This window comes from Psychromonas arctica, from assembly GCF_038155225.1.
Lineage (GTDB): Bacteria > Pseudomonadota > Gammaproteobacteria > Enterobacterales > Psychromonadaceae > Psychromonas > Psychromonas arctica_B.
The window spans coordinates 1-206 of sequence record NZ_JBAKBA010000490.1 but is presented as its reverse complement, the minus strand read 5'-3'; the positions used below and the strand labels follow the sequence as shown (position 1 = coordinate 206).

General features: G+C 40.8%; 1 pseudogene. It reads right to left on the bottom strand.

Annotated elements, in window-relative coordinates:
• A pseudogene (locus V6255_RS19200) lies at nt 1–206 on the bottom strand (calcium/sodium antiporter); the annotation flags it as partial.

Here is a 206-nt window from a genome sequence, read left to right as displayed (position 1 = left end):
ATTAGAGCCAATTGCATTACCAATTGATAGTCCTGAATTCCCGTCTAATGCGGCCATAGATGACACTAACATTTCCGGGGAAGATGTACCCAAACCAACAATAACAACACCGACAATCAAAGGCGAAATAGAAAAGCTACGGGCTGTATTAGATGCGCCAAATACAAACTTATCTGCACTCCAAATAAGCAGTCCAAAACCAAATA